The following is a 26,078-nucleotide window of genomic DNA, read 5'->3' as shown; positions in this document are numbered from 1 at the left end:
TCGGGGGCGTGGGACAGGGACAGCTGCGCGCGGGTCTGGTCGGTGCCGGTCCATGGGCGAAGACGGTGCACGCGCCAGGTCTCGCCGATCACCCCGGGATGACGTTGCGCGCGGTCTGGGCCAGGCGTCCCGAGGCCGCGAAGGAGCTGGCCGAGGCGCATGGCGCCCAAGCCGTCGACAGTTTCGACGAGTTGCTCGACCAGGTGGACGCGGTCGCGTTCGCGGTGCCGCCCGCCGTCCAGGCGGAGCTGGCGGTCAAGGCGGCCGAAGCGGGCAAGCATCTGATCCTGGAGAAGCCGATCGCCGCCGACCTCGACGGCGCGCGGCGGCTCGCGGACGCGGTGGAGGCCGCCGGTGTCGCGGCCCTCGTGGTCCTCATCCTGCGGTTTTCGCCGATGACGCGCGAGTGGCTCGACGGTATCAAGGAAGCGGGCGGCTGGCGTGGCGGCGGGGCGCGATGGCTTTCGGGCGCGCTGCTCGGCGGTCAGTACCAGTCGTCGGCGTGGCGGCACGACTCCGGCGCGCTCGCCGACATCGGCCCGCACGCCCTCGATCTGCTGGACGCGGCTCTCGGAGAGATCACCGAGGTGCTCGCCGCGAACCGGACCGATGACGATCTGTGGCAGTTGCTGTTAGCCCACGAGGGTGGCGCGACCAGTACGGCGACCCTGTCGCTGCGGCTGCCGATCCAGCCGACGGTCGTCGAAGTGGCCGTCTACGGCGAGCACGGCTACCGCACCTTGGGCCGCAAGCCGGGCTCGGCGGGCGAGTCGTATACCGCGCTCCTGGACGATTTCGCCGCGATGGCCGCGAGCGGGACGGCCTCGCACCCGTGTGACGTGCGTCGCGGACTGCACCTGCAGAAGCTGCTCGAGCACGCGCGGGAGCTCGCCGGACACGGCAAGTAGTACACAGGTCACCCACAAGGCTTTTCCTTACGCGATAAGGCCTTCTTCCGAAGAGTTCGCGGTCATCCACAGGTTTGTCCACAGGTTCCTTTGTGGACGGTCACCAGCATGGGAAAACCTTTTCCGCCACTGGGAAAGATCACCTCTTAGTGCGTTCGCTCCGCCGTGCCGAGTCGATCTTGTGATGCGAAGGTGATCTTGGGCGCTCCGGAAAGGAAGGCCATGGGTGAGCTGCTCCGCGCTTTCGGCGGGATGATCCCGTTGACGATCATCGCGATTCCGTACGCATTGCTCGGGTGGCCGCTCCTCGCGGCTCATCGACGGCGAAGACGTGCCGACCCCTTCTCCGCGTCGGCGACGGCCGCTGTCGACATGACGCTCGCCCTGGCCTGTTTCCTGGTGTTGTGCCTGGTCACGATGCCGGTGTCCGGCGCGCAGGGCAGCAGGCTGAACTTCGAACCCGGCACCGACCTGCGGCTGGCCCTGTCCGACAGCGCCAATCTCTGGCAGGCGCTGGGCAATGTCCTCATGCTGAGCCCACTCGGCGCCCTGCTCCCGGTGCGGTCCCGCCGCCTGCGGTCGCTGGGCCGGATCGCGCTGGGCGCGCTGGCCGTCTCGGTGCTGGTGGAAGGCACGCAATATCTGATCCAGGCGGGCAGGGTGACCTCGGCCGACGACATCCTGCTGAACACACTGGGCGCCGTGGCGGGCGCCGCGCTGAGCAAACGTCTGTGGCACCGCCTGGACGTCCGGCCGCCGGTGCGGATCCCGGTCCAGGTCCGGCGGGTGTGCGACGCCCCCGTCCGGCTACGGGTGCCGAGATCGGTATGGGACGAGCGGTATTCGAGCATCGCGCATCCGCAGCGGAGGTAAATCGGTTGACCGTCGTGCGAGAGTGATCGCGAAAGCCTGCGTACCAAGAAAGAGGGATGCCTCATGCCTGACGCCTTCGGTGGCGTCGGCACGAGCTAGCCGGCGCATACGCCAGCTCCACCACGCACGCGGATCCTCCCGTGCGTCTCCTTCTTCTGCCCGAAAGGCTTTCCACCAGTGCTTTCCGAGACGATTCGTGCTTTGCAGTCCTACATCCGCCTCACCGCGGCGAAGTTCCGGGAGACCGAGCGGATCGGGCCGTTCCTGGCCACGTACTACCTCGAGGCCGACAGCCCCTTCCTCAACTACGCGATCCCCGATGACGACGCCGTTCCTACGGAGGACGACGTCGCCGCCCTCACCGAGGCGTTCCGCAAGCGCGGGCTCATGCCGCGTCTGGAGTTCCTCACCGAAGCGGTTCCGGCCGCCGAGGCCGTGCTCGTCGAGTGCGGTTACACGCTGGAGCGGCGGGTTCCGCTGATGATCTGCTCCCCGGGGCAGGTCGTCGCGCAACCGGAACCGGCCGGGATCAGCCTGATCACCCCGAAGACCGACGGCGAACTCCGGCAGATGATCCGGGCCCAGAACGTGGCGTTCGAGGAGGACGATCCCGATCGGCACCTCGACCCCTCACCGGATCAGCTGAGCGGCGAGACCCTCTCGGTGATGGCCGTGGCCGAGACCGGCGAGGTCGTCGGGGGCGGGGTCGCGACCCCGATCCTCGACGGCGCGACCGAGATCGCCGGGATCGGGGTGATCGAGGAGTACCGGAGCCGCGGGATCGCCGCGGCGATGACGGAGTACCTGACACATGAAGCCCACGCTCGCGGTGGCCGGTCGGTGTTCTTGACGCCGGGCGCCGGGCAGGCGGAACGCGTCTACGGCCGGGTCGGCTTCAAGACCGCCGCCGAATGTGTGCACCTGTCAATCGTCTGAGTAGCCGCCGCGGCGTGATTTCTTGACCTCGCCGCGGCGCTTCTTCGACGCCAGGCGGCGTTCCTTCGAACCTCGCGAAGGTTTGGTGGGACGCCGCTTGGCTGCCGGGGGCGCCGACGCGTCCAGCAGCAGCGTCACCAGCCGCGCCCGCGCGGCTTCCCGGTTCATCAGCTGGGAGCGGTGTTCGGACGCGGTGATCGTGACGACCCCGTCGACCAGCCGCGACGAAAGCCGGTCCAGCATCCGCGCCCGGAGATGCTCCGGGACGGACGCCGAACCGGCCACGTCGAAGGACAGTTCGACCCGCGAGTCCGTGGTGTTCACGCCCTGCCCACCCGGACCCGACGACCGGGAGAACCGTTCGCTCAATTCGGCACCCGGGATCACGAACCGGGTGCCGACCACCACGTCATCAGCCACGGACCCAGTGTTCCACCAGGGCCAAGAGAATATTCAGAAGCGCGGGTGGTCACCGGAGAGCACGGCACGCGGGCCGTCCGGGTCTTCCGCGGGCTGCACCTCGCCGAGGATCCACGCCGGCACGTGCCGCGCGGTCAGCATCGCCAGCGCCCGGTCGACGTCGTCGGCGCCGACGATCGCGACCATGCCGACGCCCATGTTGAACGTCTTCTCCAGCTCGGCACGCTCGACCTTGCCGCGGTGGCCGATCAGCGCGAACACCGGCGCCGGGGTCCAGGTGCCGCGTTCGAGCCGCGCGACCAGGCCGCGCGGCATGACGCGGGCGAGGTTCTGCTCCAGGCCGCCGCCGGTGATGTGCGCGAACGTGCGGACGTCGGCCTCGGACGCCAGCGCGAGGCAGTCCTTCGCGTAGATCCTGGTCGGCTCCAGCATCTCCTCGCCCAGCGAGCGGCCGAACTCCTCGACGTGCCCGTCGAGCGGCATGCGCGCGATGTCCAGCAGCACATGCCGGGCGAGCGAGTAGCCGTTGGAGTGCAGGCCGGACGAGCCGAGCGCCAGGACGACGTCACCGGGGCGGACCCGCTCCGGGCCGAGCACGTTCGACGCCTCGACGACGCCGATGCCGGTGCCCGAAAGGTCGTAGTCGTGCTCGCCCATCAGGCCGGGGTGCTCCGCGGTCTCGCCGCCGAGCAGCGCGCAACCCGCCTGGACACAGCCCTCGGCGATGCCGCCGACCAGTGCCGCGATCTTCTCCGGGACAACCTTGCCGACGGCGATGTAGTCCTGCATGAACAGCGGCTCGGCGCCCGTGACGACCAGATCGTCGACGACCATCGCGACCAGGTCGATGCCGACCGTGTCGTGCTTGTCGAGTGCCTGCGCGACGGCGATCTTGGTGCCGACCCCGTCGGTCGACGAGGCCAGCACCGGCTCTTTCCACTTGTCCAGCTTCAGGGAGAACAACCCGGCGAAACCGCCGACCCCACCCATCACCTCGGGCCTCGTGGCCCTCTCGGCGTGCGGTTTGAGCAGCTCGACGGCTTTGTCACCGGCGTCGATGCTGACGCCGGCGGCGGCGTACGTGGCGCTCGTGGACTCGCTCACGGAAGCGGACTCCAACTCTGGAAGAGAGGTCTAGGGACGCCGGATGGCGTCCTCAGCACCGTACCCGGCAGGGCTGACGGGCTTCGCCGCGCCATTGACCGAGTCCAGGCTCTCCAGCAGGTGCTTCCCGATCAGCGCGTCTTCGGGCAGCGCGATCGGGTACTCGCCGGAGAAGCACGCGGTGCACAACCGCGACTTCGGCTGCTCCGAAGCCGCGACCAGCCCGTCCAGGGAGATGTAGCCCAAGGTGTCCGCGCCGATGGAGCGGCGGATGCCGTCGAGGTCGACGCCGTTGGCCACCAGTTCGGCACGGGAGGCGAAGTCGATCCCGTAGAAACACGGCCAGCGGACGGGCGGCGACGCGATCCGGACGTGCACCTCGAGCGCGCCCGCCTCCCGCAGCATGCGGACCAGGGCGCGCTGGGTGTTGCCGCGGACGATGGAGTCGTCGACGACGACGAGCCGTTTGCCGCGGATGACGTCGCGCAGCGGGTTCAGCTTGAGGCGGATGCCCAGCTGGCGGATGGTCTGCGACGGCTGGATGAAGGTACGGCCGACGTAGGCGTTCTTCACCAGGCCTGTGCCGTAGGGAATGCCGGAGCCCTGCGCGTAGCCGATGGCGGCCGGGGTGCCGGATTCGGGCACCGGCATGACGAGGTCGGCGTCGGCCGGGTGCTCGGCGGCGAGTTTGCGGCCGATCTCGACGCGGGTGGCGTGCACGCTGCGGCCGGCGATCGAGGTGTCGGGGCGGGCGAGGTACACGTACTCGAAGACGCAGCCCTTGGGCTCCGGGTTCGCGAACCGCGAGGACCGCAGGCCTTCGGCGTCGATCGCGATGAGCTCACCGGGCTCGACCTCGCGGACGAACGACGCGCCGCAGATGTCCAGCGCGGCCGTCTCGCTCGCGACGACCCAGCCGCGTTCGAGCCTGCCGAGCACCAGGGGGTGCACACCGTGCGGGTCGCGCGCGGCGTACAAGGTGGACTCGTCGGCGAAGACCAGGCAGAAGGCGCCCTTGAGGGTGGGCAGCAGTTCCAGCGCGGCGGCTTCGATGCCCTTGTCGGCGGCGTTGGCCGCGAGCAGCCCGCACACCAGGTCGGAGTCGCTGGACGAACCGGTCAGGCCCGCGTGCGGTTTGAGCCCGGCTTCGACCGTGCGATCCCGCAGCTCGGCGGTGTTGACGAGGTTTCCGTTGTGCGCGAAGGACAACCCGCTGCCGGTGGCGGTGGTACGGAAGATCGGCTGCGCGTTCTCCCAGATGGTCGCGCCGGTGGTCGAGTAGCGGCAGTGGCCGACGGCGATATGTCCTTGCAGTGACTGCAGGACCTGCTCGTCGAACACCTGGCTGACCAGGCCGAGATCCTTGAAGACGACGATCTGCGAACCGTCGGAGACCGAGATGCCGGCCGCTTCCTGGCCGCGGTGCTGAAGTGCGTAGAGCCCGTAGTAGGTCAGCTTCGCGACCTCTTCTCCGGGCGCCCAGACACCGAAGACGCCGCATTCCTCGCGGGGTTCCGGATCGGGCTGGTCGGTCACGGGCTGTCCGGCGACGGACGGGTCGGAAACCACCGAGGTGCTCCCAGGGAGAAAGAGGGCAGGCCGCCACCAGTGTAAACGGTGAGCAGGAGATCAACGCGCCGCACGAAGTGGCACTGGACACGCTTCGCGCGATGACCGTGAGTGAACCCGCAGCGGCGATCGACGTCGGCAGGGGCGGGCCGGCCTTCCAAGCCGCGATGGCGGACAGGGCGCCCCTGCTACCTCGATAGGGGGTCTTCGACCGGAGCGGGTTCCTTATGACCGTGAGTGACGGGCGGGTGTCAAGGCCCGGCACTCACGACCCCCGACCAGCCGGCCGCTCCCCCTCGACAGAGGCGGTCGACTGTGCTTAGGAGTGGTCGCGAGTGGCGATTCGGGTTCTCACCCGAATCGCCACTCACGACCACCGGGAGCGAAACGGATCAGCTTGCGGCGAGCCACTTGGACGTGCCGCCACGGCCGGGAACCCAGCAGCCCTTGGCCGCGGTCTCCGGGACGTACAGCGAGCCGGGGGTCCGCTCGTCCGGAAGCGCGAGCAGTGCCGTCAGCACCGTCGCCGCGTCGCCGGCGAACCGCCACAGCCAGACCTCGGGCTCGAGGATGTCCTCCTCGGTCCCGGGCATGCGGGTGGCGACGACGTCGTCCTCGGCGTTGAGCCGGACCACGTCGACCACGTTGTCGTGGACTCGCACGCCGACCACGGCGAGGACCTCGCCGTTCGCGTCGCACGGGTGCACGAACTGGTACCCGCGGTGGATCAGTTCCTGCAGGCCGCTTTCGATATCGGTGATCTCCGCGGTGATGGTGTCACCCGAGGACGTCATCGAATTCGCCGTCCTTGGCACCCGCGAGGAACGCGGCCATCTCGGCCTGGGTGTAGATCAGGGCCGGCCCGGCCGGAAAGCGCGAGTTGCGCATCGCGATCTCGCCGGAAGCGAGCGGCGCCACCTCGACACAGTTGCCGATCGCGTTGCTGTAGCTGGCTTTGCGCCATTGGGCGCCGGTCAGACGATCGGCCGGGATGCCGTTGTCGAACTGTTCAGCCATGGTCCCCACCTTCCCCGACAGAAGACTTCGGGCAATGCATCTGCATGTGCATTTGCCTGTGATCCCAAAGTTAGCACGTGTGGCTGCAGCGGTAAATGCACGTGCAGAAGTTTTTGCAGAATTCGCGGAGGGTGGTGTCTTAGGTCCTCAGCCGTCCCACTAAAGAGTTACGAGCGCAGCCCCTGTTGGGTGAACAACTACCACTTGTGGCCACTTTTTCGAGGACACGCAAGGAAACCTCGGCCGTTCCCGGATACGGCAGGCAGCCCCACAACGGTGAGCGGCTCAGATTTCGGCGCGGCGCTTCATCAGCATCTGGCGGCTGCGGTCCGGCGTCTCCGCGTCGACCGCGAGCATGTCCAGCGCCCGGCTGTACCGCTCGATCTCGTCGCGCTTGTCGATGTAGTGCGCGCCGGTCAGGTACTCGGTGTAGGCGATGTTCGGCAATTCCTCTTCCGCGAACCTGAGCAGCGAGAACGCGCTGTCCGCGGAGTAGCCGCTCCGGTCGTACGGGAGGACCTGCACCGAGATGTTCGGCTGCTGGATCATCTCCAGCAGGTGGTCGATCTGGCCCTTCAGCACCTCGCGGTCGCCGATCGGCCGGTAGAGCACCGACTCGTCGAGCACCAGCCACAACCGCGGCGCGTCCGGCCGCGACAGCATCTTCTGCCGCCGCATCCGCAGCGCGACCCGGCGGTCGACCTGCTCGTTGACCATGTCCTTGCGGCCGTGGCTCATGATCGCCCGCGCGTAGTCCTCGGTCTGCAGCAGACCCGTGACATACAGCGGCTCCCACACCTGGATCCGGGCCGCGGCCTCTTCGAGCCCGACGAGGTCGTTGAACCAGCTCGGCATCAGGTCGCCGTAGCGGCGCCACCAACCCGGCTCGTTCGACTCCTTGACCATGTCGAGGAACTGCTGCCGCTCGCCGGGATCGGTCATCCCGTACATGGTCAGCAGATCGGCGACGTCGCGTTCCTTGAAGCCGACGCGGCCGAGCTCGAGCCTGCTGATCTTCGACTCGGATCCCCGGATGCTGTAGCCGGCCTCCTGGCGTGTGATGCCCGCGTCCTCACGCATCCGGCGGAGCTGAGAGCCGAGGATCATCCGTCGCGCGGTGGGACCCAGGGACTGCTCACCGCCAGGCGGGGTGACCGCGTTCATCGACCGGGGACCTTTCGCACGACGACACTCACAGGGGAACAAGCCGATTACTGAAAGTACACGTTTGGGCCTCGACACGACAGGGATGGCTCGGTTTACCGGTCGCGTACGTGGTTCTACTCTACGTAGAGCCCGAGACTTCCGACACAGTTTTGTGAGGTTCAAGATGCCCGACGCCCCGACCCGGACGGAACGAGTGCCCGTGGGTGTCGACCCGACCCGGGCCAGCATCGCCCGGGTGTACGACGCCTTCCTGCTCGGCAAGGACAACTACGAGATCGACCGGGAGGTGCTGCGCAAGGTCCAGCAGGCCGCCCCCGAAGCGCAGGACCTGGCGACCGAGAACCGCGGCTTCCTGATCCGCGCGTGCCGGTTCCTCGCCAGCCAGACGGGCATCACCCAGTTCCTCGACCTCGGATCCGGCCTGCCCACGGCCGAGAACACGCACCAGGTCGTGCAGCGGATCAACCCGGAGATCAAGGTCGTCTACGTCGACAACGACCCGGTCGTACTCGCCCACGGGCGCGCGCTGCTCGAAGAGAACGAGAACACGCACTTCGTCTCGGACGACATCTTCGAGGCGGAGCGGATCATCGAGAACCCGGACATCCGGCGGCACATCGACTTCACGCAGCCGATCGCGTTGCTGCAGCTCGGGACCCTGCACCACTACAACGGGCCGCACGACGAGCCCGCCAAGATCATGAAGAAGTACATCGACGCGCTGCCGTCGGGTTCGTACGTGGCGATCTCGCACTTCTCCGACCCGGAGGACGAGCTGTCCGAGGTCGCCCGCAAGATGGAGGAGTTCTTCATCCACAGCCCGATGGGCTCGGGCACCTTCCGCACCAAGGCCGAGATCGAGGAGCTGTTCCACGACCTCGAGATGGTCGAGCCCGGCGTCCGGCTGTGCGCCGACTGGTGGCCGGACGGCCCCCGGATCAAGGAGCTGAACGTGGCCCAGCGGACGATCTCGGGTGGCATCGGCCGCAAGGCTTAAAGACCGCCCTTCCGTCGTGCAATGAAAGGTCCTTTCCTTGCAAATTTCGCAAGGAAAGGACCTTTCATTGCACGACGGGGCGGGTTCAGAGGCGGACCAGCGGCAGCCAGCGGGCCAGGTCGGCCCTGCTCCCGGAGGCGGTGACCCGCCCCGACTCGACGGCCTCGGCCCAGCCGAGCAGCCCGGCCGCCAGTTCCAGCCACGTGCGCGGATCCGTTTCGACGACGTTCGGCGGCGTCCCGCGGGTATGGCGCAATCCTTCGACACACTGCACAGCCGCGAACGGCGGCACCCGCACTTCGACACTCTTCCCCGGAGCGTCCCCGGCCAGCGTCCGCAGGCTCAGCCGCACCGCCGCGGCCAGCTCGGGACGGGCCGGTTCCGGACCGGATCCGCTCAACCAGGGGGAAATCGCCGCGATCGCGGCTCGTAACTCAGCGGGGTCGACCGAACGCGAAGAGGCCATGGGAGAACAGTAGAGTGAGCGCGAACAAACCTTCAGGCACCCGGAACGTGGGGATGGCGATGGCGCAGCGGGACGAGGCGGATCGGTTGGCGTCCAGCCCGGCGGGCAAGCGGAAACGGGCCAAGCCGAAGATCACCGAAGAGATGCGCGCCAACGCCAGGGCCAACCCCAACAGCTGGCTTTATGTCATCGACGAGGCCTTCGACCCCGACGGCCCGGTGCCGTCCTGGGCGGTCGTCGGCGCGTACCCGGTGAACGGCGGGGGCGAGATCGTCGAGGACTTCCACCCCAACGATCGCTACCGTCCCTCGCCCAAGGCGCTCGGTTTCCCCGAACCGCGCAACGAACTCGAGCAGCTGCTCCAGCTGGTGCGCACGAACCACCGTCCGGCCGCCGACCTGCCGCGGGTCATCCTCGACTCGACGCTGTTCGTCTACGCCCTTTCGCCGGTGCAGCGCACGGTGATCGGCTTCCACAACACCGACGGCAAGGTGCTGGTTCCCGCGTACACGGCGAAGTCGCTGGTGCCGCGCGAATGGCCGCACGCGAGGGCGGTACTGGGCCGGGACATGGTCCCGCTGCTCGCCGGGCACCCCGTGACGATCAATCCCCACGACCGGCTCACCGCGATCATCCCCTCGGAGCACCTCGACAAAGCCCTTTCGGACGAGCGTCGTTAGGGCCGATTAACCCACTCGGCCCAATTTATTCAGGCCGAACGCCACTCTTTCGAGTGATGTTCGAGTCGCTGATTCCCTTTCCGCGGGGGATCGTGACGACGTGATGAGTCGCAGAGTGTGTTCAAAAGGCTGGGGGGCCGTCCTCGCGGCGGGGGTTTTGCTGCTCGCGCAGACCCCCGCCGTCGCACGGGAAAGCGGGCCTCGTTACGACGGGGCCGAGGAGCACTACGCCGGTTCACAGATCGCGCTGCACGAAGGCGTCAACGTGTCGGTGGGGCCGCTGTACGGCGGCGAAGCGCAGACGCTCGGCCACGACGTCAGTGGTCATCAGGGCGAGGTCGACTGGCCCGCCGCCGCCCGGACCGGCGCGAAGTTCGTCTACGTGAAGGCGACCGAGGGCACCGGCTTCGTCAATCCCCGGTTCGCCCAGCAGTACAACGGTTCCTACGGCGTCGGCCTGATCCGCGGCGCGTATCACTTCGCTCGCCCCGACATCTCGGACGGCGCCGCGCAGGCGCACTACTTCGTCGACCACGGCGGCGGCTGGTCCAAGGACGGCAAGACCCTGCCGGGCGCGCTGGACGTCGAGTACAACCCGTACGGCGAAACCTGTTACGGCAAAACGCCGGCGCAGATGGTCGCGTGGATGGCGTCGTTCGCCGAGACCTACCTGTGGCGGACCGGGCGGCATCCGGCGATCTACACGTCGACGAGCTGGTGGAAGCGCTGCACCGGGAACAGCGCCGTGTTCTGGCAGAACCCGCTGTGGATCGCGCGCTACAACACGGAGATCGGCGAGCTGCCCGCGAGCTGGAAGACCCACACCATCTGGCAGTTCTCGAACAAGGGCAGCCTGCCCGGCGACCAGAACTGGTTCAACGGCACGGTCGATCGCGTGCGCGCGCTTTCGCTCGGCTGAACACTCACCCGAGTGGGCGTTACAAGATCACATAACCAGGACTACTTGGAAATGAAAATCACCCACGTGTAGTACCAATTTCACGGAAGTTAGTGACAAACCCGGCACTCGTCGTCAACAATCGTGCCCGGACGGCTACCACCTGCAAGGTCGCCGTCCTCAGCGAGGGTTATCCGTGAAGGGATTGTCGTAATGCGCACTTCCCGAAGAATCGCCATCGCCGTCGGCTCCGCGCTGCTCCTGCTCAGCAGCACGGTCCAGGCGTCGGCCGCCCCGTCCCCCGAGATCATGTCGATCGAACAGGATCTCCAGCAGAACGACCACACGATCGGATCGCAGATCCGGCGGGTGGAAGGCGACACCTCCACCCCGGACTCCAAGGCCAAGGCCGCCCAGCCGCAGCCCGAGGCCGGCGTGCTCGCGACGGTCGCGGGGATGGACGTGGCCAGCTATCAGGGCAACGTCGACTGGAACTACTGGTGGAACCAGGGCAAGCGCTTCGTGTGGACGAAGGCCACCGAAGGCACGAGCTACAAGAACCCGTACTTCGCCCAGCAGTACAACGGTTCCTACAACAAGGGCTTCATCCGCGGCGCGTACCACTTCGCCCTGCCGAACGTCTCGAGCGGCGCGGCGCAGGCCGACTTCTTCGTCAACAACGGCGGCGGCTGGTCCAAGGACGGCAAGACCCTGCCGGGCGCGCTGGACATGGAGTACAACCCGTACGGCGCCACCTGCTACGGCCTGAGCCAGTCCGCGATGGGGGCGTGGATCCGGGCGTTCCACGACCGCTACAAGGCACGCACCGGCCGCTGGCCCGTCATCTACACCTCGACGAGCTGGTGGAGCACCTGTGTCGGCACGTCGCAGAACTTCGGTGGCACGGTCCCGCTGTGGATCGCGCGGTACGCGTCCACCGTGGGTGCGCTGCCCTACGGCTGGGGCTACTACACCGTGTGGCAGTACACCTCCAGCCCGCTCGACCAGAACACCTTCAACGGCGCTTATGACCGCTTGCAGGCACTGGCCAACGGCTGAGCTGCGCATTCCGTGAACAAGCGGCTCCCGGCCTCGGCCGGGAGCCGCTTTCGCGCGCCGCTTTCAACGCACGGTACCTTCCGAGCAGAATGCCCTGAAATCCCTGGCACGGGCGGATCCGGAACCAGCGCTGACCGCCGGTCGTCTGATCAGAAGCCTCAGGCCCCAGTACGGAAGGCGAGACCGATGACCTACCCACCCCAGCCAGGCCAGCCCTATGGCCAGGACCCCCAGGGACAGCAGCCGCACCAGGGTGGCTGGGACCAGACCCAGCAGTACGGTCAGCCGCAGCAGTACGGACAGCAGCAGGGCTGGGACCAGACGCAGCAGTACCAGCAGCAGCCGCAGCAGGGCTGGGACCAGACCCAGCAGTACCAGCAGCAGCCCCAGCAGGGCTGGGACCCGAACAACCAGGGCTACCAGCAGGGCTTCGGCGGCCCGCCCGCGCCGCCGTCGAAGAGCAAGACCGGTCTGATCATCGGGATCGTGATCGGGCTGGTCGTGCTGATCGCGTTCGGTGTCACCGGGTTCGTCGCGCCGGGCTTCCTGCTCAGCAAGGACGAGGGGAACAACACGGCCGCGCCGCCGCCCGCGCCGTCGTCCGAGCAGGCGCCGACCTCCGCGCCGAAGAGCAGCCCGAAGTCGAGCTCGCCCAAGAGCAGCCCGAAGAGCACCGAAAGCGGTGGCACGGGCTCCGAAGGCAACCCGAAGGGCATCCAGAACCTGAAGGACTTCCTGGCCAAGGTGAGCGCCGGGGACAAGGCCGGCGCGCTGGCGCTGGTGTGCGCGGACATGAAGGCGACCATGGGCGACTCGATCGACATCATGGCCCCGGCGCCGTCGCAGCTGGAGGTCACCTCGACCGCGGGCATCGGCGACGGGTTCATCACCGGTGACATCGAGGGCACGGTCAAGGGCAAGAAGGTGAGCGGCTCGGGGATCTCCTCGGACGACAACCCGGACAAGTCCTTCTGCGTCCGCAACTTCTTCGTATTCTGAGCGGATGAAGCGGTTTCTCCGCTCCCCCCTGCTCTGGACCTTCGTCGTCTCGCTCGTACTGCTGCTCGCGGTCGGCGGCTGGTTGCTGACGGATCCGGCGACCAGCCGCAGCGAGGCGCTGAAGACCGGCGGCATCGCCGGGGGCGCCATCGTCGCGCTGTACGCGTTGTGGCTCAACGACAGGCGGCGCCGGGTCGAGGAGCGACGGCAGGAGGTCGAGCGGCAGCGGCAGGAACTCGAGCTGCGGCGGGCCGACCAGGACCGGGACCGGATCTCGGACGAACGGTTCGCGAAGGCCGTGGAACTGCTCGGCCACGAGGCCGACCAGGTGCGGGTCGGGGCGCTGCACGCGCTGGCGGGGCTGGCTCGCGGCCGTGAGATCTACAAGCAGACCGTGCTGGACATCCTGTGCTCGTACCTGCGGCGGCCGTTCGAACATCCGCGGTACAAGGACACGGCGAAACGGGACGGGAACACCGCGCCGGAAGCGGGCACCGCGGAGCAGGAGCAGGAACTCCAGGTCCGGCAGACCGCGCAACGGCTGATCGGGGAACTGCTCCCGGCCGCGGATTCCGAGGGGAACGCGTACGACCTCGACCTGACCGGCGCGGTACTGGAGTACTTCGATCTCTCGGAGCGGAAGATCGGCAAGCTGCTGCTCCGCTACGCGGGTTTGTACAGCAGCACCAACCTGTCCGGCTGTGTTTTCCGCGGACCGGTCTACCTGACCGGCGCGGGCACCGAAAAGGAGAAGCGCATCGGCTTCTTCCGGTGCAGTGACGCCAAGTTCGAACAGCGGGCGTGGTTCAGCGGGGTCCGGTTCTCCGAGGACGTCGAGTTCCGCGACACCGTGTTCGCGGGCGAGACCTCCTTCAAGGACAGCGTTTTCGCGAAGGACGCCGTCTTCGCCGACGCGGAGTTCAAGGGGACGCTCGATCTGCGTCGCGCCCGGTTCGAGGGCTTCGGGGACCTGAGTTTCCGTAAGCCGCCCGGCACGGTGTCGCTGTACAACACGTCGGTGGAGCCGGCGAGGGATCACGAACTCCCCGCGGGCTGGGCCGTCGAGACCCTGCCGGACGGCCGCGCCCGGCTCACGGTGAAGGACTGATGAGGCGCCTGCTCTCCTCGCCGCTGCTCTGGACGTTGCTGTCCTCGGTCGTGGTGCTCGTCGGGGTCACCGCCTGGCTGCTCACGGATCGCGCGACCAGCCGCGGCGACGCGCTCAAGACCGGCGCGCTGGCGGGCGGGGCGATCGCCGCGCTCTACGGGCTCTGGCTCAACGACCGGCGACGGCGTACCGAAGAGGACCGGCACGAGATCGAGCGCAGCCGGATCTCCGACGAACGCTTCGCCAAGTCGATCGAGCTGCTGGGCAACGAAGCCGATCAGGTCCGGATCGGGGCGATGCATTCGCTCGCCGGGCTCGCCAGGACGCGTCCGGAGTACCGGCAGACGGTGCTCGACGTGTTGTGCGCCTACCTGCGGCGGCCGTTCGAGCATCCGAGTTTCGATCCGGGGCTCGACTGGGACGACAAGGAAAAGCGGGCGGCGGCGGAACGGGAACGGCTGGTCCGGCGTGCGGCCGAGCGGTTGATCCGCGACATCCTTCCCCACGCCGGGACCACCGGGGCGACGCTTTCGCTCAACCTGAGCGACGCCCGGCTCGACAAGCTGGGGCTGCTCGGCAGGCGGGTCGGCTGGTTCGGCGCGGATCGGTGCGAGGTGCTGTCCTATCTCGACCTCACCGACGCTCAGCTTTCCGGGAAGTTCCTGCTCGAGAACGCGACCATCCACGGCGCGTTCGAGCTCACGAGGGCGAGGTTCGAACGGAAGGTGTCGCTGGACAACACGGTCGTCGCGAGACCTGTCGACTTCAGTGTGGCGACCTTCGAAGAACCGCCTTCGCTGGAGGGCGCGAAGTTCCCGGCCGGCTCGGTTCTTCCCGAAGAAGGCTGAAGGGCGCCTTCCCCGCATCACATGCGGTGAAGGCGCCCTTCGCTGCGTCCTATGCGGGGAAAGTCCCCTTCAGCTCAGTCGAACAGGGCCGGGAGCGTCTTCTCCCAGGTCTCCCGGAGCTCGTCCAGCGTGAACTCCGTGATGTCCTGGAGTTCGAGCGAGCCCGACTCCGGGTCCACCACACCGGTCTTGCGCCACGGCAGGCCACGCGCGGTCAGCATCTCGGTGAACCGCAGTTCCTCGGTGCGCGGCACGGCGACCAGCACCCGGCCCGCGGACTCGGAGAACAGCTGCACGAACGGGTCCTGCTCCGCGTCGAGGAAGACGCGGGCACCGCACTGTCCGATGAGGACGGTCTCGACGAGCGTCTGGATCAGGCCGCCGTCGGAGATGTCGTGCGCGGCGGAGATCATGCCGTCACGCGAACCGGCGATGAGGATGTCGGCGAGCAGCTTCTCGCGCGCCAGATCCACGCGGGGCGGGCGGCCGCCGAGGTGGCCGTGCAGTTCGCGCGCCCAGGCGGAACCGTCCAGCTCGTCGTGCGTCTCGCCCAGCAGCAGCAGGGTTTCCCCGGCCTCGGCGCCGATCCCGGTGGGGATGCGGCGGGTGACGTCGTCGATCACGCCGAGCACGCCGACCACCGGGGTCGGCAGGATGGCCGTGTCACCGGTCTGGTTGAAGAAGCTGACGTTGCCGCCGGTGACCGGGATGCCGAGTTCGACACAGCCGTCGGCGAGACCGTGCACGGCCTGCTCGAACTGCCACATCACACCCGGGTCGGTCGGCGCGCCGAAGTTCAGGCAGTCCGACACCGCGACCGGCTTCGCGCCGCTGGTGGCGACGTTGCGGTACGCCTCGGCCAGCGCGAGCTTCGCGCCCTCGTACGGGTCGAGGTAGACGAACTTGCTGTTGCAGTCGGTCGAGACGGCGACCCCGCGGCCGGTGGACTCGTCGATCCGGATGACGCCGGAGTCCGACGGCTGCGCGAGCACGGTGTTGCCGCGCACGTAGCGGTCGTACTGGGAGGTCACCCATTCCTTCGACGCCTGGTTCGGCGACGAGATCAGCTTGAGGATGTCGGCGCGCAGTTCGTCCGAAGTGGACGGACGCGGCAGCTTGGCCGAGGTGTCGGCCTGCAGGGCGTCCTGTGTGGACGGACGCTGGATGGGACGGTCGTACACCGGGCCCTGGTGCGCCACGGTGTGCGCCGGGACGTCGACGACGACCTCGTCGTTCCAGGTGATGACCAGGTGCTCGCCGTCGGTGACCTCGCCGATGTCGGTGGCGATGACGTCCCACTTCTCGCAGACCTTCATGAAGGCCTCGACGTTCTCCGGCGAGACGACCGCGCACATCCGCTCCTGCGACTCGCTGGAGAGCACCTCCGCCGGGGTCATCCCGGTGGCGCGCAACGGAACCCGATCGAGGTAGATGTGCATACCGCCGTCACCGGCGGCGGCCAGCTCCGACGTCGCGCAGGAAAGCCCGGCACCGCCGAGGTCCTGGATGCCGACGACGAGCTTCTGGGCGAACAGTTCGAGGCAGCACTCGATGAGCACCTTCTCGGTGAAGGGGTCGCCGACCTGGACGCTGGGGAGCTTCTTGCGGCCACCCGAGCTTTCGTCACCCGAGAAGGTGTCGCTCGCGAGAACGGACACGCCGCCGATACCGTCGAGGCCGGTGCGCGCGCCGAACAGGATGATCTTGTTGCCCTTGCCCGAGGCGAACGCCAGGTGCAGGTCCTCGACGCGCATCGCGCCGACGCACAGGGCGTTGACCAGCGGGTTACCGGAGTAGCTCGGGTCGAACACCAGCTCGCCGCCGATGTTCGGCAGGCCGAGGCAGTTGCCGTAACCGCCGACGCCGGCGACCACGCCGGGCAGCACGCGCCGGGTGTCGGGGGCGTCCGCCGGGCCGAAGCGCAGCGCGTCCGCCACCGCGAGCGGGCGCGCGCCCATCGCCATGATGTCGCGCACGATGCCGCCGACGCCGGTCGCGGCACCCTGGTACGGCTCCACGTAGGACGGGTGGTTGTGGCTCTCGACCTTGAAGGTGACCGCCCAGCCCTCGCCGATGTCGACGACGCCCGCGTTCTCGCCGATGCCGGCGAGCATCTTCTCCTTCATTTCGGGAGTGGCGGTCTCGCCGAAGTAGCGCAGGTGCTTCTTCGAGGACTTGTACGAGCAGTGCTCGCTCCACATCACCGAATACATCGCCAGTTCGGCGTCGGTCGGACGGCGGCCGAGGATCTCCCGGATCCGGGCGTACTCGTCGTCGGCGAGGCCGAGCTCGACGTACGGCTGGGTCAGTTCGGGGGTCGCCTCGGCGCGTTGAGTGGTGTCAACGGTGCTGGTCACGGTGTCCGCATCAGGGTTCGCCACGGCCTTAAGAGTAGGCGAGCGCATGGGGCCGCTCGCGGTCGCCCACGGATAAATCGGTCGCGCCCGCGACGGTGATCCGCTTACCGTCGGCAATCGTGCTTTCCGCCACATATCCGCTTCCGCGACTGCGCCTGCCCGCCAAGCCGACCGCCTGGCGGTACCTGGTCAGGATGATGCTCGCGCGCCCGGGACTGCTCGCCGTCTCGGCGATCAGCGGTGCGCTGTGGTCGCTGCCGATCGCGCTGCTGCCGGTCGCGATCGGCCGGGGCATCGACGCGATCGGCCGCGGCGACGGCGATTCCGTCTGGCTGTGGGGGCTCGCGGCCGCCGGGTTCGGGATCGCGCAGACGATCGCGGGCACGGTGCAGCACTTCGCGTCCTACGGTTGCTGGATCCACGGCGCCGGGGTGACGCAGCGCCTCGCCACCGAACACGCGGCGAAGCTGGGCGCGAATCTGCGGGATACGACCACCACGGGTGACGTGGTCGCGATCACCACCAGCGACATCAACCCGATCGGTGATTCGTTCGAGGTGCTCGGACGGGCCTTCGGTTCGCTGATCGCGTTCATCGTGTGCGCGACGGCGCTGCTGTCGACGTCCCCGCTGCTCGGCGTGGTCGCGCTGATCGGTGTCCCGCTGGCGGTGGTCGGCATCGGACCGCTGCTGAAGCCGCTGGAGAAGCGTCAGACGAAGCAGCGCGAGGAGAAGACCGACGTCAACGCGCTCGCCGCGGACATCGTCTCCGGCCTGCGGATCCTTCGCGGTGTCGGCGGCGAGAAGCAGTTCCTCGACCGATTCCGCCGCTCCAGCCAGCGGGTCCGGGCGGCCGGTGTCCAGGTCGGGCGAAGCGAGGCGTGGCTCGCGGCGGCCGAGGTCGCGCTGCCGGGCCTGGTCACGGTGGTCATCACCTGGCTGGGCGCGCAGCTGGCGATCAACGGCACCATCGGCGTCGGCGAGCTGATCACGTTCTACGGCGTCTCGGTGTTCCTGGTGATCCCGGTGACGACGGCGACCGAGTTCGCGGGCGTGCTGAGCGCCGCGCTGGTTTCGGCGCGGAAGGTGTGCAAACTGCTGACCACCGAGCGCACGCTCGCCGAGCCGGAGCACCCGGTGCCGCTGCCCGAAGGCCCGCTGGACCTGTACGACGAGACGTCCGGGATCAAGGCCGAGGCCGGGAAGCTGACCGTCATCGACGTCGGGGCCGACGCCGAAGCGGTGGCATCGCGGATGGCGCGGTTCACCGATCCGAGTGAACCTGCCCTCGTCGGCGGGGTTCCGGTGGACCAGGTCTCCCTCGACGAGCTGCGGCGGCGGGTCGTGTTCGCGCACAACCAGGACATCTGGTTCTCCGGCGTGCTGCGCGAGCAGGTCACCCCCGCCGAGCCCGGCGACGTCGAGATCACCGAAGCGCTGTACGCGGCGGACGCCGAGGACATCGTGGACGCGCTGCCCAACGGCGTCGACGAGGTGATCGGCGAACGCGGACGTGAGGTCTCCGGTGGCCAGCGGCAGCGGCTGAACCTGGCCCGCGCGCTGGCGACCGACGCCGACGTCCTGCTGCTCGACGAGCCGACCTCGGCCGTCGACGCGCATACCGAAGCCCGCATAACCGAACGCGTCGCGAAGCTGCGGCGCGGCAAGACCACCGTCGTGTTCAGCCAGAGTCCACTGTGGACACATGTGGCCGATGTGGTCGTGAGTACGAAAGTGGTCGCCTGAAGACGGAGTCGCACCGCGCCGGTGTCGGCCGGAGGCCTCACGAATCCGTTGCCGGGCCGCGGGCCCTGTCCACATCGGGGGGTAAGGAAATGACAGCATGAAGAAGCTGCCGCTGGCAGACAAGAAGGACGTTCGACGGTGGATCAAGGAGACCGCGCGGGCCAACAAGCGCGAGTTCTCCGTGATGCTCGGCCTGTTCTGCGTCGCGACCGCGATCGGGCTGGCCGGACCGAGGCTGCTGGGTGCGCTGGTGGACGAGGTCGTCGAGGGTACGACGACCACCACGATCACCTGGCTCGCGGTCGCGTTCGTGGTGGTGCTGGGCGCACAGGCCTGGTTCAAGGGTCTGGCCCGGCTCCGCGCGCGGGTGTTCGGTGAGCGGATCCTGGCGCGCAACCGCGAGGAGTTCGTCGGGAACGCGCTGAACCTGCCGCTGGGGACGGTCGAGGCCGCGGGCACCGGTGACCTGCTCAGCCGGGCGACCACCGACGTCAGCCGCATCGACCACGCGGTGCGGTTCGGCGCGCCGGAGATCCTGATCGCCGCCGTCACGGTGGTGTTCACGGTGGTGGCGATGGTGATCACGTCGCCGTTCCTGGCGCTGGGCCTGCTGGTCGCGCTGCCGCTGCTGGTGCCGGTGAACCTCTGGTACCAGCGGCGGATCCCCGACGTGATGCGGCGGATGCTCGACAAGTGGTCCGAGCTGCAGTCCACCACGCATGAGACGGCGGAGGGCGCGCGGACGGCGGAGGCGCTGAGCCTGACCGGCCGCCGGATCCGGACCGGGCACGACGGCCTCGACGCGTCGATGCTGGGCGAGCGCAAGATCCGGGCGCTGCAGATGCGGTGGATCCCGTCGCTGGAGATCAGCTACGTGCTGCCGGTGCCGGTGATGCTCGGGCTGGGCCTGCTCGCCTACTCGAACGGCTGGGAAGGGCTCGGCACGATCACCGCGATGCTCCTGTACTCGCAGGTCATGACCGGCCCGCTGAACGAGGCGCTGTTCTGGCTCGCGGACATGCAGGTCGCCGGGGCCTCGCTGCGGCGGCTGCTGGGCGTGCGGCCCGCTCCGTCTCCGGCGACGGCCTCGGAGACTCCGCGCGGCCAGGACATCGAGGTCCGCGACGTGCGCTTCGGCTACAACGCGGACCGCGAAGTGCTGCACGGGATCGACCTGCGGGTGCCCGCCGGTGAACGGCTGGCGATCGTCGGCCCGTCCGGTGCCGGCAAGTCGACCCTGGGACGGCTGCTGGCCGGGATGTCGGCGCCGACGTCGGGCTCGGTGCGGATCGGCGGCGCCGAAGTGTCGACGCTGCCGGACGACGTCCTGCGTGGCGAGGTCCTGCTGCTGACGCAGGAGCAGCACGTCTTCGCGGGGACGCTGCGGGACAACCTCACGCTGCCCGCCGGGGACTGGACCGACGACCGGCTGCTGGCCGCGCTGGCCTCGGTCGGCGCCGCGGAGTGGGTGGCGAGCCTGCCGGACGGGCTGGACACGAAGGTCGGGGCCGGGGCGGTCGCCGTCCCGGCGGCGATGGCGCAGCAGCTGGCGCTGGCGCGGGTGGTGCTGGCCGACCCGCACACGCTGGTACTGGACGAGGCGACGTCGCTGCTGGACACGGGTTCGGCGCGGGAGCTGGAGCGGTCTTTGAGCGCGGTGCTCGAAGGGCGCACGGTGATCGCGATCGCGCACCGGCTGCACACCGCGGCCGCGGCGGACCGGGTCGCCGTCATCGAGGGCGGCCGGGTGACCGAGCTGGGTTCGCACGCGGAGCTGCTGGCCGCCGGTGGCCCCTACTCCGCTCTGGTGGCCGCCGCCTCCTGACGCATTTCGTCCTCTGAATGCGGTGAGCGCATTTAGAGGACGAAATGCGTGGGTGGGTCAGGCGGAGACGAGAGCGTCGACCGCGCTGTAGAACATGCCGAGCCCGTCGTCGGAAGGCCCGGTGAGGGCGTCGATGGCGTGCTCCGGGTGCGGCATGAGCCCGACGACGCGGCCGTTCTCGCTGCGGATCCCGGCGATGTCGTTGCGCGAGCCGTTCGGGTTGCCGCCGACGTAGCGGAACACCACGCGGCCCTCGCCCTCGAGCTCGTCGAGGGTGGCCTGCTCGGCGACGAAGCAGCCGTCGATGTTCTTCATCGGGATGAGGATCTCGGCGTCCTTGTCGTACCGGGTGGTCCACGCGGTGTCGTTGTTCTCGACACGCAGCCACTGGTCACGGCAGATGAAGTGCAGGCCCGCGTTGCGGATCATCGCGCCCGGCAGCAGCCCGGCCTCGCACAGGATCTGGAAGCCGTTGCAGATGCCCAGCACCGGCATGCCCTTGTGGGCGGCCTCGATCACCGACGACATCACCGGCGCGAACCGGGCGATGACGCCGGCGCGCAGGTAGTCGCCGTACGAGAAGCCCCCGGGGACGACGACGGCGTCGACACCCTTCAGGTCCTCGTCCGCGTGCCACAGCGGCACGGCTTCGGCTTCGGCGTAGCGGACCGCGCGGGCCGCGTCACCGTCGTCGAGCGTGCCGGGGAACGTGATGACCCCGATGCGGGCGCTCACGCGTCCACCCGCTTGATGGTCCACTGCTCGATGACGGGGTTCGCGAGGAAACCCTCGGCGATCTTTTCGAGCGTCGCGTCGTCGACGGAGTCGTCGACCTCGATCTCGAAGTGCTTGCCCTGACGGATCTCGGCGATCCCGGTGAAGCCGAGACGGCCGGCGGCGCCGAGCGCGGCTTGGCCCTGCGGGTCGAGGATTTCGGGCTTGGGCATGACGTCGACGACGACTCGGGCCACGGCAGGCTGCTCCTTATTCACGCAGGTCGTGGGTACCGCCAGAGCCTACTTCACTACGGTTGCCGCATGACCTACGGGCAGTACACACCGCCGAAGAAGTCGAAGGCCTGGCTCTGGATCACGCTGGCGCTGGTCTTCGTCCTGATCGCGGGCGGTGTCGCGTTCACCGGCTTCGTGACGCCGGGGTTCTTCAAGGCCAAGGCCGACACCACCTCGCGCGCGACGCCGGAGCAGCTGAGCCAGTCCTTCGCGAACGGCGTCGGCGAAGATCGTGTCAGCTCGCTCTGGTGCCCGATCCGCTCGAAGCGGTCCTACACCTTCGAGCAGGTCATGGCCGTCTCCGAAGGCGCACAAATCAGCACGCCCGCGCGCCAGCGTGCGCCACAGGAGTACTCGGCCGCGCTCACGACCGGCGGCCAGACCGTCGGGATCGCGATGATCCCCGGCGAGGGCGGCTGGTGCGTGCGCGACGCCAAGATCGGCGGCGAGCCCGAGCCCTTGCCGGGCATCGAGACGAAGCCGTCGCCGCGGCCCGACGTCAAGACCGGGGAAGAGGCGGGGAACGAGTTCGTCGACGCGATCAACGCGCGCGACATCCCGGCCGCGTTGTCCGTGCTGTGCGAGAAGGTGCCCGACACGACCCGCGACGGCGTGCAGCAGATCATCCACGGCGAGGCGAGGTACACCGTCGACAACGCCGACGTGCTGACCACCGCGAAGCAGACGATCCTGCACCTCACCGGCGAGGTCGACGGCGTCCGGAACCCCGGCCGGGTCGAGACCGAGGACGATGCCGAGGGCGGCCCCTGCGTGGCTACTTTTTCACCCGACTCGGACTAAGTCCGCACCGATCCTTCGTCTGGGGGAATGCTCGGAGCCGCCACGCTGGGCCAAGATGAGCCTTTTGGCGGGCGTCAAGCCCGGGCGAGCAGCAGGAGGCACCGTGGACGATCAGGATTCCTTCGACTACGTGATCGTCGGCGCGGGCAGCGCGGGATGCGTACTGGCCAACCGGCTGAGTGAGAATCCGTCAGCGCGGGTGCTCCTGCTCGAAGCGGGTGGCGAGGACGACGCCGACGAGATCCACATCCCCGCCGCGTTCCCCCGCCTGTTCAAGACGAAGTGGGACTGGAACTACGAAACGGTCGAGCAGAAGCACACCGGCAAGACGCTGTACTGGCCGCGAGGGAAGGCACTCGGCGGCTGTTCTTCGATCAACGCGATGATCTACATCCGCGGCAACCGCGCGGACTACGACGGCTGGCGTGACGTGCACGGCGCCGAGGGCTGGGGTTTCGACGACGTCCTGCCGTACTTCAAACGGGCGGAGGGGAACCAGCGGCTCGGCGGGCCACTGCACGGCACCGACGGGCCGCTGAACGTCGAGGACCGTCGCTTCACCCACGAGCTGTCCCATGCCTGGGTGGATTCCGCGGTCGCCTGGGGTCTCAACCGCACCGACGACTTCAACGGCGAGTCACAGGAAGGCGCCGGCGTCTACCAAGTGACGTGCAAGAAGGGCCGCCGCTGGTCGACGGCCGACGCCTACCTGCGGCCGGCCTTGTCGCGCCCGAACCTCACGGTCCGGACGCATGCGCAAGCCACCCGCGTCGTCTTCGAAGGCACCCGCGCCGTCGGTGTGTCCTATTTGGACAAAGGCGCCGAGACGACGGTGCGCGCGTCGACCGAGGTCCTGCTGAGCGGCGGTGCGGTGAACTCGCCGCAACTGCTGATGCTTTCCGGGGTCGGCCCTGCGGAACACCTGCGGGAGCACGGGATCGACGTCGTCGCCGCGCTTCCCGGCGTCGGCGGCAACCTGCACGACCACCCTGCCTGCGGGATCATCTGGTCGACCCGCGGCACCACCGACCTGGTGGACGCGGCGACGCCGGGCGGCCTGCTGCGCTACCAGCTCACCAAACGCGGCCCGCTGACTTCGAACATCGGCGAGGCGGGCGCGTTCTTCCCCGCCGCGGACGGTGTCTCGCCGCCGGACATGCAGATCCACGTCGCGCCGACGTTGTTCTACGACAACGGGATGCGTGAGCCGACGGTGTCGGGCTTCACGTCGGCGGCGACCCTCGTGGACGTCGCGAGCCGGGGACGGCTGCGGTTGAAGTCGGGAAATCCGTTGTGGAAGCCCGAAATCGACCCGATGTGCTACGCCGAGTCCGTGGACATGGAGAAGTTGCTCGCCGGGCTGCGCGCCCTGGTGGAGATCGGGAAGTCCGGCCCGCTGGCGCGGTATCTGGACAAGCCGTTCCTGCCGGAGCGGCACGACCTGACCGACGGCGAACTGGCGGACTACGTGCGCGAGAGGACGCAGACGCTGTACCACCCCGTCGGGACCTGCTCGATGGGGACGGGCGAGAACGCCGTGGTCGACCCGTCGCTGAAGGTGCGCGGGGTGGAGGGGCTGCGGGTGGTGGACGCTTCGGTGATGCCCGTGGTGCCTCGCGGGAACACGAACGCGCCAACGATCATGGTGGCGGAGAAGGCCGCGGACCTCATCCGGGGCTCGTGACCGGTCCTTTCACGCCCTCACAAGCGCAATGAAGGGGCCTTTCCTAGCAAAATTTGCTATGAAAGGCCCCTTCATTGCACGGGGGGGGTGACGGACAGCTGGCTCAGCGCTTGCCGTGCAGCACCGTAATGAGCTTCGCCACCAGGGCGTCGGTCTTTTCCTTGCGGGAGAACGAGGTCAGCACGATCGGCGCGGTGAACCGCTGCCGCGCGACGGCCTTCGGCCGGGCGAACTCGCGCAGGCCTTCCGGGCCGTGGATCCGGCCGAAGCCCGAGTCGCCGACGCCGCCGAAGGGCAGCGAAGCGATACCGGCGAAGGAAAGCGGTGCGTTGATCGACGTCATGCCGGTGCGCAGCCGACCGGCCAGTTCGAGGCCGCGCGACTTCGAGAACACCGCCGATCCGAGGCCGTACTTCGTGTCGTTGGCCTTCTCGACGGCCTCGTCCATGTCGCGGACCTTGGCGATGGTGACGGTCGGGCCGAACGTCTCCTCCTGGACCGCCAAGGAGTCCTCGGGCACGTCGACGAGCACCGTCGGCTGCACGTAGCGGTCGCCGACCGCCTCGACGCCGCCGACCAGCGCCTTGCCGCCGCGCTCGATGGCGTCCGCGATGTGGCGCTTGATCACCGAAAGCTGCGAAGGCATCGTCACCGGGCCGTACTGCGCGGCCGCGTCCGAGCCGGCCCGCACGTCCTTCGACTTCTCGACGACCTTCGCGACGAACTCGTCGTGCACGCGCTCGTGGACGTACACGCGCTCGATGCCGATGCAGGTCTGGCCCGAATTGGAGAACGCGCCCCAGACGGTCGCGTCGGCGGCGGCCTCGAGATCGGCGTCCGCGTCGACCAGGACCGCGTCCTTGCCGCCGGCCTCGATGATCACCGGTGTCAGCGTCTCGGCGGCCGCGGCCATGATCTTCTTGCCGGTGGCGGTCGAACCGGTGAAGGCGATCTTGTCGACGCCTCCGCTGACGAGCGAAGCGCCGGTCTCGCCGAAGCCGGTGATCAGCTGCAGCACCGGCCACTCCGGGACAACCTCGTTGAACGCGTCGACCAGCCACTTCCCGACGCCGGGCGTGTACTCGCTGGGCTTGAAGACGACGGTGTTGCCGGCGGCGAGGGCGTAGGCGATGGAGCCGAGCGGCGTGAAGACGGGGTAGTTCCACGGGCCGATCACGCCCACGACGCCGAGCGGCTGGTACTCGACCGTCGCCGCCTGGTTCGACATGACCAGCCCGACGGCGCGGCGCTGCTTGCCGAGGATCTTGCGCGCGTGCTTGCCCGCCCACGCGATGTGCTCGATGGCGAGGACGCTCTCCAGTTGCGCGTCGGCGATCCGCTTCCCGGTCTCGTCGCGCACGACCTGGCAGAGCTGCGGCAGCCTGCGGGTGATGACGCCCTTCCAGCGGCGAAGGCGTTCGGCGCGGCCGTCGTAGCCGAGCCCGGCCCACCATTCGGCGGCGTCCCTCGCGCGGGCGATGGCGGCGCGGACGTCCTCCTTGGTGTGCACCGGGTAGGTGCCCACGACCTCGTCGGTCGCCGGGCTGAGGGAATCGAAGGTCTCCCCCACGCTGTGCGCGGTCGGCTTCGGCTGGACTGCGGTCATC

At 68.6% G+C, this 26,078-nt stretch carries 25 protein-coding genes; 14 read left to right on the top strand and 11 right to left on the bottom strand.

Going from position 1 to position 26,078, the window contains the following annotated elements; translation table 11 throughout:
• Positions 1–8 precede the first annotated feature (8 nt).
• From AC0685_RS04345 to AC0685_RS04335, 3 genes are all read left to right on the top strand, one after another.
• On the top strand, positions 9–908 hold the full coding sequence (locus tag AC0685_RS04345) for a Gfo/Idh/MocA family protein (RefSeq protein ID WP_478224239.1): 900 nt from the start codon (positions 9–11) through the stop codon (positions 906–908).
• A 222-nt stretch (positions 909–1,130) separates the two neighbouring features.
• On the top strand, positions 1,131–1,781 hold the full coding sequence (locus AC0685_RS04340) for a VanZ family protein (protein ID WP_478224238.1): 651 nt from the start codon (positions 1,131–1,133) through the stop codon (positions 1,779–1,781).
• 177 nt (positions 1,782–1,958) lie between these two features.
• Entirely contained in the window at positions 1,959–2,717 is a 759-nt protein-coding gene (locus tag AC0685_RS04335) for a GNAT family N-acetyltransferase (protein WP_478224237.1), read from the top strand.
• Here the strand turns inward: AC0685_RS04335 and arfB are convergent.
• The 6 genes from arfB to AC0685_RS04305 form a co-directional block, all read right to left on the bottom strand.
• The gene (gene arfB, locus AC0685_RS04330) at positions 2,706–3,137 is read right to left on the bottom strand and encodes an alternative ribosome rescue aminoacyl-tRNA hydrolase ArfB (RefSeq protein WP_340686267.1); all 432 of its coding nucleotides are present in this window, start codon (positions 3,135–3,137) and stop codon (positions 2,706–2,708) included. The genes AC0685_RS04335 and arfB overlap by 12 nt on opposite strands.
• A 33-nt stretch (positions 3,138–3,170) precedes the next feature.
• Positions 3,171–4,241: a phosphoribosylformylglycinamidine cyclo-ligase gene (purM, locus tag AC0685_RS04325; protein ID WP_478224236.1), complete on the bottom strand. Its 1,071-nt coding sequence runs from the start codon at positions 4,239–4,241 to the stop codon at positions 3,171–3,173.
• A 30-nt stretch (positions 4,242–4,271) separates the two neighbouring features.
• Positions 4,272–5,810: an amidophosphoribosyltransferase gene (gene purF, locus AC0685_RS04320; protein ID WP_378440581.1), complete on the bottom strand. Its 1,539-nt coding sequence runs from the start codon at positions 5,808–5,810 to the stop codon at positions 4,272–4,274.
• Between the two features lie 392 nt (positions 5,811–6,202).
• Positions 6,203–6,604: a hypothetical protein gene (locus tag AC0685_RS04315; RefSeq protein WP_478224235.1), complete on the bottom strand. Its 402-nt coding sequence runs from the start codon at positions 6,602–6,604 to the stop codon at positions 6,203–6,205.
• The gene (locus AC0685_RS04310; protein WP_340686265.1) at positions 6,588–6,827 is read right to left on the bottom strand and encodes a DUF397 domain-containing protein; all 240 of its coding nucleotides are present in this window, start codon (positions 6,825–6,827) and stop codon (positions 6,588–6,590) included. The genes AC0685_RS04315 and AC0685_RS04310 overlap by 17 nt, the downstream gene beginning before the upstream one ends.
• Positions 6,828–7,112: 285 nt before the next feature.
• Positions 7,113–7,991 carry a helix-turn-helix domain-containing protein gene (locus AC0685_RS04305; protein WP_340686264.1) on the bottom strand — a complete coding sequence of 293 codons (879 nt, stop codon included), beginning with the start codon at positions 7,989–7,991 and terminating at the stop codon, positions 7,113–7,115.
• A 202-nt stretch (positions 7,992–8,193) separates the two neighbouring features.
• On the opposite strand from AC0685_RS04305, the gene AC0685_RS04300 reads away from it, so the two are divergent.
• The gene (locus AC0685_RS04300) at positions 8,194–8,991 is read left to right on the top strand and encodes an SAM-dependent methyltransferase (protein WP_478224462.1); all 798 of its coding nucleotides are present in this window, start codon (positions 8,194–8,196) and stop codon (positions 8,989–8,991) included.
• 85 nt (positions 8,992–9,076) lie between these two features.
• Here the strand turns inward: AC0685_RS04300 and AC0685_RS04295 are convergent, their stop codons facing one another.
• Complete coding sequence (locus tag AC0685_RS04295) at positions 9,077–9,457, bottom strand: sterol carrier family protein (protein ID WP_478224234.1); 381 nt, start codon at positions 9,455–9,457, stop codon at positions 9,077–9,079.
• A 53-nt stretch (positions 9,458–9,510) separates the two neighbouring features.
• Between AC0685_RS04295 and AC0685_RS04290 the strand changes: the two genes are divergently transcribed.
• From AC0685_RS04290 to AC0685_RS04265, 6 genes are all read left to right on the top strand, one after another.
• Positions 9,511–10,137 (top strand): type VII secretion system-associated protein, encoded by a 627-nt coding sequence (locus AC0685_RS04290; RefSeq protein ID WP_478224461.1) that lies wholly within the window; start codon positions 9,511–9,513, stop codon positions 10,135–10,137.
• A 103-nt stretch (positions 10,138–10,240) separates the two neighbouring features.
• Entirely contained in the window at positions 10,241–11,056 is an 816-nt protein-coding gene (locus AC0685_RS04285; RefSeq protein ID WP_478224460.1) for a lysozyme, read from the top strand.
• Positions 11,057–11,248: 192 nt separating this feature from the next.
• The gene (locus AC0685_RS04280) at positions 11,249–12,094 is read left to right on the top strand and encodes a lysozyme (protein WP_478224233.1); all 846 of its coding nucleotides are present in this window, start codon (positions 11,249–11,251) and stop codon (positions 12,092–12,094) included.
• Between the two features lie 186 nt (positions 12,095–12,280).
• Positions 12,281–13,093, top strand: a complete 813-nt coding sequence (locus tag AC0685_RS04275; protein ID WP_478224232.1) for a Twin-arginine translocation protein TatA — start codon at positions 12,281–12,283, stop codon at positions 13,091–13,093.
• Positions 13,094–13,097: 4 nt separating this feature from the next.
• Complete coding sequence (locus AC0685_RS04270; protein WP_478224231.1) at positions 13,098–14,201, top strand: pentapeptide repeat-containing protein; 1,104 nt, start codon at positions 13,098–13,100, stop codon at positions 14,199–14,201.
• On the top strand, positions 14,201–15,049 hold the full coding sequence (locus AC0685_RS04265) for a hypothetical protein (protein WP_478224230.1): 849 nt from the start codon (positions 14,201–14,203) through the stop codon (positions 15,047–15,049). The genes AC0685_RS04270 and AC0685_RS04265 overlap by 1 nt, the downstream gene beginning before the upstream one ends.
• A gap of 74 nt (positions 15,050–15,123) precedes the next feature.
• Here AC0685_RS04265 and purL read toward each other — a convergent pair whose 3' ends face one another.
• Positions 15,124–17,454, bottom strand: a complete 2,331-nt coding sequence (purL, locus tag AC0685_RS04260; RefSeq protein WP_478224229.1) for a phosphoribosylformylglycinamidine synthase subunit PurL — start codon at positions 17,452–17,454, stop codon at positions 15,124–15,126.
• A 71-nt stretch (positions 17,455–17,525) separates the two neighbouring features.
• Here purL and AC0685_RS04255 point away from each other — a divergent pair, with 71 nt between their 5' ends.
• Together AC0685_RS04255 and AC0685_RS04250 are read left to right on the top strand one after the other, a co-directional pair.
• On the top strand, positions 17,526–19,151 hold the full coding sequence (locus tag AC0685_RS04255; RefSeq protein WP_478224228.1) for an ABC transporter ATP-binding protein: 1,626 nt from the start codon (positions 17,526–17,528) through the stop codon (positions 19,149–19,151).
• Between the two features lie 97 nt (positions 19,152–19,248).
• Positions 19,249–20,976, top strand: coding sequence for an ABC transporter ATP-binding protein (locus AC0685_RS04250; RefSeq protein ID WP_478224227.1), 1,728 nt, complete (start codon positions 19,249–19,251; stop codon positions 20,974–20,976).
• Between the two features lie 57 nt (positions 20,977–21,033).
• Here the strand turns inward: AC0685_RS04250 and purQ are convergent, their stop codons facing one another.
• Positions 21,034–21,711 carry a phosphoribosylformylglycinamidine synthase subunit PurQ gene (purQ, locus tag AC0685_RS04245; RefSeq protein WP_478224226.1) on the bottom strand — a complete coding sequence of 226 codons (678 nt, stop codon included), beginning with the start codon at positions 21,709–21,711 and terminating at the stop codon, positions 21,034–21,036.
• Positions 21,708–21,947: a phosphoribosylformylglycinamidine synthase subunit PurS gene (gene purS / locus AC0685_RS04240; RefSeq protein WP_007032538.1), complete on the bottom strand. Its 240-nt coding sequence runs from the start codon at positions 21,945–21,947 to the stop codon at positions 21,708–21,710. The genes purQ and purS overlap by 4 nt, the downstream gene beginning before the upstream one ends.
• A gap of 66 nt (positions 21,948–22,013) precedes the next feature.
• On the opposite strand from purS, the gene AC0685_RS04235 reads away from it, so the two are divergent.
• Positions 22,014–22,787, top strand: a complete 774-nt coding sequence (locus AC0685_RS04235; RefSeq protein ID WP_478224225.1) for a hypothetical protein — start codon at positions 22,014–22,016, stop codon at positions 22,785–22,787.
• A gap of 103 nt (positions 22,788–22,890) precedes the next feature.
• Positions 22,891–24,471 carry a GMC family oxidoreductase gene (locus tag AC0685_RS04230; RefSeq protein ID WP_478224224.1) on the top strand — a complete coding sequence of 527 codons (1,581 nt, stop codon included), beginning with the start codon at positions 22,891–22,893 and terminating at the stop codon, positions 24,469–24,471.
• A gap of 103 nt (positions 24,472–24,574) precedes the next feature.
• On the opposite strand, the gene AC0685_RS04225 is transcribed toward AC0685_RS04230, so the two are convergent.
• Entirely contained in the window at positions 24,575–26,077 is a 1,503-nt protein-coding gene (locus tag AC0685_RS04225) for an aldehyde dehydrogenase family protein (protein ID WP_478224223.1), read from the bottom strand.
• Between the last annotated feature and the right edge of the window lies 1 nt (position 26,078).

Source organism: Amycolatopsis sp. NPDC043889 (assembly GCF_056435645.1).
Note: the sequence above shows the minus strand (reverse complement) of the source record. Positions and strands in the feature narration are given on the sequence as shown.

What these genes read in the sequence shown, in the direction of transcription:
- AC0685_RS04340 (WP_478224238.1), top strand. Translation starts at nt 1,131, where the DNA reads ATGGGTGAGCTGCTCCGCGCTTTCGGCGGGATGATCCCGTTGACGATC.
- AC0685_RS04225 (WP_478224223.1), bottom strand. Translation starts at nt 26,077, where the DNA reads ATGACCGCAGTCCAGCCGAAGCCGACCGCGCACAGCGTGGGGGAGACC.
- AC0685_RS04290 (WP_478224461.1), top strand. Translation starts at nt 9,511, where the DNA reads ATGGCGATGGCGCAGCGGGACGAGGCGGATCGGTTGGCGTCCAGCCCG.
- AC0685_RS04250 (WP_478224227.1), top strand. Translation starts at nt 19,249, where the DNA reads ATGAAGAAGCTGCCGCTGGCAGACAAGAAGGACGTTCGACGGTGGATC.
- AC0685_RS04310 (WP_340686265.1), bottom strand. Translation starts at nt 6,827, where the DNA reads ATGGCTGAACAGTTCGACAACGGCATCCCGGCCGATCGTCTGACCGGC.
- AC0685_RS04295 (WP_478224234.1), bottom strand. Translation starts at nt 9,457, where the DNA reads ATGGCCTCTTCGCGTTCGGTCGACCCCGCTGAGTTACGAGCCGCGATC.
- AC0685_RS04315 (WP_478224235.1), bottom strand. Translation starts at nt 6,604, where the DNA reads ATGACGTCCTCGGGTGACACCATCACCGCGGAGATCACCGATATCGAA.
- purL (WP_478224229.1), bottom strand. Translation starts at nt 17,454, where the DNA reads ATGCGCTCGCCTACTCTTAAGGCCGTGGCGAACCCTGATGCGGACACC.
- AC0685_RS04265 (WP_478224230.1), top strand. Translation starts at nt 14,201, where the DNA reads ATGAGGCGCCTGCTCTCCTCGCCGCTGCTCTGGACGTTGCTGTCCTCG.
- AC0685_RS04275 (WP_478224232.1), top strand. Translation starts at nt 12,281, where the DNA reads ATGACCTACCCACCCCAGCCAGGCCAGCCCTATGGCCAGGACCCCCAG.
- AC0685_RS04235 (WP_478224225.1), top strand. Translation starts at nt 22,014, where the DNA reads ATGACCTACGGGCAGTACACACCGCCGAAGAAGTCGAAGGCCTGGCTC.
- AC0685_RS04305 (WP_340686264.1), bottom strand. Translation starts at nt 7,991, where the DNA reads ATGAACGCGGTCACCCCGCCTGGCGGTGAGCAGTCCCTGGGTCCCACC.
- AC0685_RS04270 (WP_478224231.1), top strand. Translation starts at nt 13,098, where the DNA reads ATGAAGCGGTTTCTCCGCTCCCCCCTGCTCTGGACCTTCGTCGTCTCG.
- AC0685_RS04280 (WP_478224233.1), top strand. Translation starts at nt 11,249, where the DNA reads ATGCGCACTTCCCGAAGAATCGCCATCGCCGTCGGCTCCGCGCTGCTC.
- AC0685_RS04285 (WP_478224460.1), top strand. Translation starts at nt 10,241, where the DNA reads ATGAGTCGCAGAGTGTGTTCAAAAGGCTGGGGGGCCGTCCTCGCGGCG.